Annotated in this window: 8 protein-coding genes; 4 read left to right on the top strand and 4 right to left on the bottom strand. The window is 63.9% G+C overall.

The window, feature by feature from the left end; all coding sequences use genetic code 11:
• The 4 genes from FXB40_RS42680 to FXB40_RS42665 all read left to right on the top strand — a co-directional run.
• On the top strand, nucleotides 1–997 hold a 997-nt coding region (locus FXB40_RS42680; RefSeq protein ID WP_148778246.1), incomplete at its 5' end, for a DUF1522 domain-containing protein.
• A gap of 219 nt (nucleotides 998–1,216) precedes the next feature.
• Entirely contained in the window at nucleotides 1,217–3,505 is a 2,289-nt protein-coding gene (locus FXB40_RS42675; RefSeq protein ID WP_148778245.1) for a DUF1522 domain-containing protein, read from the top strand.
• A gap of 292 nt (nucleotides 3,506–3,797) precedes the next feature.
• Nucleotides 3,798–4,166 carry a flagellar biosynthesis regulator FlaF gene (gene flaF / locus FXB40_RS42670; RefSeq protein ID WP_027534793.1) on the top strand — a complete coding sequence of 123 codons (369 nt, stop codon included), beginning with the start codon at nucleotides 3,798–3,800 and terminating at the stop codon, nucleotides 4,164–4,166.
• 12 nt (nucleotides 4,167–4,178) lie between these two features.
• Entirely contained in the window at nucleotides 4,179–4,547 is a 369-nt protein-coding gene (locus tag FXB40_RS42665) for a hypothetical protein (RefSeq protein WP_148778244.1), read from the top strand.
• A 14-nt stretch (nucleotides 4,548–4,561) separates the two neighbouring features.
• On the opposite strand, the gene FXB40_RS42660 is transcribed toward FXB40_RS42665, so the two are convergent.
• The 4 genes from FXB40_RS42660 to FXB40_RS42645 all read right to left on the bottom strand — a co-directional run bounded on the left by FXB40_RS42660 (nucleotide 4,562) and on the right by FXB40_RS42645 (nucleotide 7,110).
• Nucleotides 4,562–4,921, bottom strand: a complete 360-nt coding sequence (locus tag FXB40_RS42660; protein WP_148778243.1) for a flagellar protein FlaG — start codon at nucleotides 4,919–4,921, stop codon at nucleotides 4,562–4,564.
• A gap of 160 nt (nucleotides 4,922–5,081) precedes the next feature.
• Nucleotides 5,082–5,579, bottom strand: coding sequence for a hypothetical protein (locus tag FXB40_RS42655; RefSeq protein WP_148778242.1), 498 nt, complete (start codon nucleotides 5,577–5,579; stop codon nucleotides 5,082–5,084).
• Between the two features lie 11 nt (nucleotides 5,580–5,590).
• Nucleotides 5,591–5,974: a flagellar assembly peptidoglycan hydrolase FlgJ gene (flgJ, locus tag FXB40_RS42650; RefSeq protein WP_187437517.1), complete on the bottom strand. Its 384-nt coding sequence runs from the start codon at nucleotides 5,972–5,974 to the stop codon at nucleotides 5,591–5,593.
• Nucleotides 5,974–7,110, bottom strand: a complete 1,137-nt coding sequence (locus FXB40_RS42645) for a flagellar basal body P-ring protein FlgI (protein ID WP_148778240.1) — start codon at nucleotides 7,108–7,110, stop codon at nucleotides 5,974–5,976. Before FXB40_RS42645 ends, flgJ begins: the two co-directional genes overlap by 1 nt.
• Nucleotides 7,111–7,223 lie beyond the last annotated feature (113 nt).

The raw sequence follows: 7,223 nt of genomic DNA, 5'->3' as shown, positions 1-7,223 counted from the left end.
GGCGACGCTGAAGACCGCGACCGGCCAGACCAACTCGTCGATCAATAGCTCGGGCCAGCTTCGCATTGCGACCGGCGTGAATGCCGACCTGTCGATCACCGGTACGGGCAATGCGCTGAACGTGCTCGGCTTCGCCGGCAACACCGGCACCGGGACCGCCTTCACCGCTGCGCGCACCTCGGGCATCGGCGGCATCACCGGCAAGACCTTGACCTTCTCCTCCTTCAACGGTGGCACGGCGGTCAACGTCACCTTCGGCGACGGTACCAACGGCACGGTCAAGACGCTCGACCAGCTCAATACGCAGCTTCTGGCCAACAACCTGGCCGCGACGATCGATGCGAACGGCCTGCTGACCATTACCGCGTCCAACGACTACGCGTCCTCGACGATCGGATCGAACACCGCGGGCGGTGCGATCGGCGGTACGCTCACCACTGCGCTGACCTTCTCGACGGCATCCACGCCCATCCAGGATGCGGTTGCCCAGACCGCCCGTGCCAACCTGGTCAGCCAGTACAACAACATCCTGAACCAGATCGACACGACCTCGCAGGACTCCTCGTTCAACGGCGTCAACCTCCTGAACGGCGACCAGCTCAAGCTGGTGTTCGACGAGACCGGCAAGTCGAACCTCAACATCACCGGCGTGACCTACAACTCGAAGGGTCTGGGCCTCGCCGCACTGACCGTTGGCGTCGACTTCATCGACAACGCCGCGTCGAACAAGGTGCTGACCAATTTGAACGCCGCATCGAGCACGCTGCGGTCGGAAGCCTCGGCGCTCGGTTCGAACCTCTCGGTGGTGCAGGTTCGTCAGGACTTCAACAAGAACCTGATCAACGTGCTGCAGACGGGCTCGTCGAACCTGACCCTGGCCGACACCAACGTCGAAGCGGCGAACAGCCAGGCGCTGTCGACCCGCCAGTCGATCGCGGTCTCGGCACTGTCGCTGGCCAATACCTCGCAGCAGAGCGTGCTCCAGCTGCTCCGCTAACAAGCGACTGAAATAACTCAATAAAACCGGGCGGCGGGGCCCCAGCCCCGCCGCTCTTTTTTTGCGTTTCGAGGCAGGAAACGGCGTACACCCGCCATTAACCCTATCCCTTAAACCGGCGTTAACCATACTTTAAAGGACAGCCCCTAGAACTGGACAAAAGCCCGCTTCCAGACCCGCGCGGCCGATTCGTATCCGGTTCAAGAGGAAGACCTGCCAATGTCCAACATCGTTCTCTCGGCGTCCGTTCGCCAGAACCTGTTGTCGCTGCAGTCGACGGCCGACTTGCTGGCCACGACGCAGGAGCGGCTGTCGACCGGCAAGAAGGTGAACACCGCGCTCGACAATCCCACCAACTTCTTCACCGCACAGGGGTTGGACAACCGGGCGAGCGATATCAGCAACCTGCTCGACGGCATCAACAACGGTGTGCAGGTGCTCCAGGCAGCCAATACCGGCATCACCTCGCTGCAGAAGCTGATCGACTCGGCGAAATCGATCGCCAACCAGGCGCTCCAGACCACGGTCGGCTACTCCACCAAGTCCAACGTCTCGACCACGATCCCGGGTGCGACGCCGGCGGACCTGCGCGGCACGACCTCGTATGCGAGCGCGACCGCCAATAGCAACGTGCTCTATACTGGTGCAGCCGGCGGCGTCACGCCGGTGACGGCAGCCGCCGCGCTCGGCGCCTCGCTCGGTTCCAGCGCCGGCACGTCGGTCGGTACCGCGGTGAACGCCGCCGACAACACCACTGCGCTCGCCGGGACGGACACGCTGGTCGGCAGCACGACATCCACCACATTCAGCACGCCGCCCGCGGACGGCGACACCATCACCGTGAACGGCAAGACCGTCACTTTCCGCACCGGCCCCGCTCCGACGACCCAGCCGACTGGCTGGGGCCTCAACGCCAGCGGAAGCATTGCCACCGACGGCAACGGCAACTCGATCGTCTACGAGGGAACGGCGGCAGCGCCCAAGGCGACCGTCAACGACGTGCTCAGCGCGATCGATCTCGCTAGCGGCGTCAAGACCGCGACGATCAGCGCCGGCGCAGCCACGATCGCGACCAGCGGCGCGACTGTCGGTACAATCCAGACGCCATCCTCCATCGGCGCGGGCGGCGTGATCACGCTGAAGAGCTCGACCGGTGCCGATCTGAGCGTCGCGGGCAAGGCGGACTTCCTCCACGCCCTCGGCCTGACGGCTGCGACCGGCGCGGGCAATGCCAGCGTCGCCGCGAACCGCTCGACGACGTCGGGCTCGCTGGGGTCGCTGGTCCAGGATGGCTCGACGCTGAACATCGACGGTCACACCATCACCTTCAAGAACGCGCAGACCCCGCAGTCGGCGGCAAGCGTGGCCACCGGATATGGCGTCAGCGGCAACGTCGTCACCGACGGCAATGGCAACTCGACCGTCTATCTGCAGAGCGCGAACCTGACCGACCTGCTCAATTCGATCGATCTTGCGACCGGCGTGAAGACCGCCAGCCTCTTCAACGGGGCCGCAACGCTCGGCACCACCCCGGGTCAGATCCCGTCGTCGGTGAACTCGAGCGGCCAGCTGGCGATCTCGACGGGTATCAACGCCGACCTCTCGATTACCGGCACCGGCAATGCGCTCAGCGCCTTCGGCCTCAGCGGCAATACCGGAACGGCGACGGCGTTCAGCGCGGCGCGCACTTCCGGTGTCGGCGGTGTCAGCGGCAAGACCCTGACTTTCACCTCCTTCAACGGCGGCACGCCGGTCAACGTCACCTTCGGCGACGGCACCAACGGCACGGTCAAGACGCTTGACCAGCTCAATGTCCAGCTTCAGGCCAACCACCTGACCGCGACGATCGACGCCAACGGCGTGCTGACGGTCACCACCGTCAACGAATACGCCTCCTCGACCCTCGGTTCGTCGACCGCCGGCGGCGCGGTTGGCGGTACGCTCACCGGCGTGCTTGCCTTCACCACCGCGCAGCCCCCGGTCCAGGATCCCGTGGCGCAGACCGCGCGTTCGAGCCTGGTCAGCCAGTTCAACAACATCCTGGCGCAGATCGACACCACCTCGCAGGACTCCTCCTTCAACGGCGTCAACCTCCTGAACGGCGACACGCTGAAGCTGGTGTTCAACGAGACCGGCAGCTCCACGCTCGGCATCAACGGCGTGGTGTTCAACGCGGCGGGTCTTGGCCTTAGCAATCTCGTGCCCGGCACGGACTTCATCGACAACGGCGCGACCAACAAGGTGCTGACCAGCCTGAATGCGGCGTCGAGCACGCTGCGGTCTGAAGGCTCCTCGCTCGGTTCGAACCTGTCGATCGTGCAGGTGCGCCAGGACTTCTCGAAGAACCTGATCAACGTGCTGCAGACCGGCTCGTCCAACCTGACGCTCGCGGACACCAACGAGGAAGCGGCCAACAGCCAGGCGCTGTCGACCCGCCAGTCGATCGCGGTCTCCGCACTGTCGCTGGCCAACCAGTCGCAGCAGAGCGTGCTGCAGCTGCTCCGCTAATTCGCAAACGCAGAATCGAATCTTGAGACGGCGCGGCGGGGCTAATGCTCCGCCGTTCTTTTGAGGGAGTTCGCTAAGACAAGATTAGCTGAGATCGATGTGCATGATGCATTGCAAGTTTACAGCTTGCGTCCGCGCATCTAGCCTCGCGCGTACAAGGACTCCGCGACCCGTAATAATCCGGAGTGCTTCCAGGCGCACATGTAAGCAAATCTTAAGCGCTACTGCATAGGGTTGGGAAAGAAATCCTTAAGTCCGTTCAACGGGCTAGGAAGATTCCAAGGTGTGATTGATGTCGAATTCCGCTGCCTCGGCCTACGCGCGTGTTGCAACGACCACCGCATCTCCTCGTGATGTCGAGGCGCAGACCCTGCTGAAGGCAGCCAACAAGCTCCAGGACGCGATCAACGCCGCTGATCCCTTCAGCGAGCAGACCACGCAGGCGCTGATGTTCAACCGCAAGCTCTGGACCATCTTCCTCAGCGAAGCCATGCGCGAGAACAACCCGCAGCCGCTCGACGTCCGGCAGAAGATCGCCAACATCAGCGTGTTTGTGCTGAGCCAGACCGCGGCGCTGCAGATGAGCCCGCAGTTCGATCACTTCCGCCCGCTGATCGAGATCAACCGCAACATCGCTGCCGGTCTGTCCGGTCGGCCGTGACGGAGACTCCTGATGTCCGACATCATGAGCATCCTGTCGACCGCGTATAAGGCGAATACGCTTTCGAGCACCACAGGCTCGTCCAAATACGTTGCGGTCGACTCGTCGCTGTACCAGGGGAACTGGAGCGGTACCTATTCCGACGGCAAGAAATTTTCGCTCAACGTCTCGCAGGTCAACGGCTTCCGCGCGCAGATCCACTATCAGAGCGACGGGACCTCGCAATACCAGCAGGTGCTGATCAAGGATTCGTCGTTCCGCTTCGGCAACACGAAGTTCACGCTGACCGACACCGGCACCGCGCAGATCAAGAACGTCGTCACGGACCCGGCGACCGGCTCGAGCTATCTCGACACCGCCCAGGCCACGCTCGACAGCTGATCGGCAGGCGTTCTTTAAGCGCTGAGGTCCGTGTTGAGCGGACGCGAGGGCTCCGACTTCAAATCCAGTGCGTGGAAATAGGCTCGCCGGCGCAGCATCGCCTCGTCGGGGAACTGATTGACCACGGCATCGGTCCGGTCGTTGACGACCTGAAAGACCATGGATGCGGACGCCTGGTCGAACACGACCTGGCGCGAGATGTTCGCATTGCTCTGCAGATCATTGCTCGCAGCCGCGCTGGTATCGCTCGCAGCGACCGTCTGGCTCACCGGCAAATCGGTTTGGACGGCATCGTTCGCCGCCGAATTCGACGTCGTGACGATCTGTACCGGGGCCGGTATCCCCACCGGCCTGATGCTGAAATCTGTACTCATGGCAGCCTCCTGGTTGCCTTGTGTGAGTCAAATCCCAACCCCTCTCAATACGCAACCATGGAACACCAGGATTGAACACCCGGTAAGCAAACGTGACTAACCGCGCGACGCTTTCGCCGCGCGGTTTTTCGTAAAATTGGATGGAGTTCTTTGTCTGCGCTCAGAGCGTGCGGCTGACCGCGAGCGGCGTGATGTGACGCGGGCCAGGCGTGGCGCGGCGTCCCGCCGCCGTATAGGTGTTCGGCACGTTGCGCTTCTGGATCTCGGCATTGACGCCGCGCACCACGCTCTCGGACACCGCATGCGCGGTCGCGAGCACGGTGAGATTGACCTGAAGCATGGCGCGGAAGGCGTCGTGATGGCGGTGCAGCGTCGAGAGCAACTCGGGTGCGGATTTCGAAAGCTGGGCCTGGTTCGCCTTCAACTGGCTGACGGCGCCGACGTAGCGCCGCGACAGCTCCTGCTTCTGGCTCTCCATCATCATCGCCTCGCGGACCTTGCCGGCGCGGACCAGCTCAGTCTCGCGCTCGATCAGGCCGAGCAGGGCGCTCATCGCGTCCATCAGGTCCTCGGCGAGCTTGCGCGCCGCGGCGCTCTCGGGCGTGTTGTTCGGGCGCTGCGCTGGCATCGGCTGACGTGACGCGTTGAAGTGGTTCATCTCGTTTGACCTTATGCCGTACGAAGAGTGGTTTTGGCCTGCTGTATGATCAGGGTACGGTAGACGTCGCGGGCGACACCGACGCCGCCGGCATTGGCGAAGTTCTTGGAATATTGCTCGGTCAGCATCGAGCGCCACACGCCGGTGCCCGGCGTATCGCCGAACGGGCCTTCGCCCTTCAGGCCGGAGGTCATCTGCGCGAACATGCTGTTGAGGAACATGCCCTCGAAGTCAGTGGCGGTCTTCTGGGTCTTGGTCTGCTGCTGCGGCGAGACTTTCTGAAGGGCGGCGGCGAGCTCGAAATCGGGGCGGCCGTTGCGGCTTTCCACGGAGAAGGCGGGGTTCGAGAGCGCGGCGGTGACGACGTGCGCGGTGTTGAGCATGCCGGTTTGCATCACATCACCTCGATATCGGCTTCGATCGCACCCGCGGCCTTGATTGCCTGCAGGATGCTGATGAGGTCGCGCGGGCCGATGCCGAGGCCGTTGAGGCCGTCGACGAGCTGCTGCAACGAGACGCCGTCCTTGACGACGGCCAACTTCTTGCCGTCCTCGGTGACGCCGACGCTGGAGCGTGGCGTGACCACGGTCCGGCCCCGCGACAGCGGGTTGGGCTGGCTCACCTGCGGGCTTTCTGAGATCGTGACCGTGAGATTGCCTTGCGCAACCGCGACGGTGGCGACGCGAACGTCGCGGCCCATGACGATGATGCCTGAGCGCTCGTCGATGATGATCTTGGCGGCGAGATCCGGATCGACCTGAAGCTGCTCGATCTCGGTCAGGAAGGCGACCACGTTGCCCTTGAACTCCGGCGGGATCGTCAGCTGCACCGTCGAGGGGTCGATCGGCTCGGCGCTCTTGACGCCGAGATAGTCGTTGATCGCTGCCGCAATGCGCTTGGCGGTGGTGAAATCGGCGTTGCGTAGCGCGAGCCGCACGTTCGGCAGCCGGTTCAGCGCGAACTCGATCTCGCGCTCGATGATGGCGCCGTTGGCGATGCGGCCTACGGTCGGAACGCCGCGCACGATTTTCGCCGCATCGCCTTCGGCCTGGAAGCCGGAAATCGCGAGCGAGCCCTGCGCCACGGCATAGACATTGCCGTCGGCGCCGAGGAGAGGCGTGACGAGCAGGGTGCCGCCGCGCAGATCCTTGGCGTCGCCGAGCGCGGAGACGGTGACGTCCATGCGCGTGCCCTGAGTGGAGAAGGCCGGCAGGTTGCCGGTCACCATCACGGCGGCGACGTTGCCGGTGCGGATGGTGGCGCCGCGGATGTTGACGCCCATGCGCTCGAGCATCGCTTGCAGCGACTGCTTGGTGAAGGGGATGTTGTTGAGCGTGTCGCCGGTGCCGTTGAGGCCGACGACGAGGCCGTAGCCGATGAGCTGGTTCTGCCGCACGCCTTCGATATTGGCGAGATCCTTGATACGCGAGGTCGCGTTTGCAGAGGCAGCCGAGAGCGCCAGCGCTGACAGCGCGGCACAGGCCACCCCAAACACCCCGCTCAGAATCCTCACCCAACGAACGCCTGGCATCCTCTGCTCCCCGAGGCTCCTCACATCTCGGACCATCTGCGACACTCCCATGACGAGCTGGTCCGACGCTTTCCTTGCGAGCGCTGTGCCAACACGCGGCAGAGGGGGTAGCC

It is taken from the genome of Bradyrhizobium rifense, assembly GCF_008123425.1.
Taxonomy (GTDB): Bacteria; Pseudomonadota; Alphaproteobacteria; order Rhizobiales; family Xanthobacteraceae; genus Bradyrhizobium; species Bradyrhizobium rifense.
Note: the sequence above shows the minus strand (reverse complement) of the source record. Positions and strands in the feature narration are given on the sequence as shown.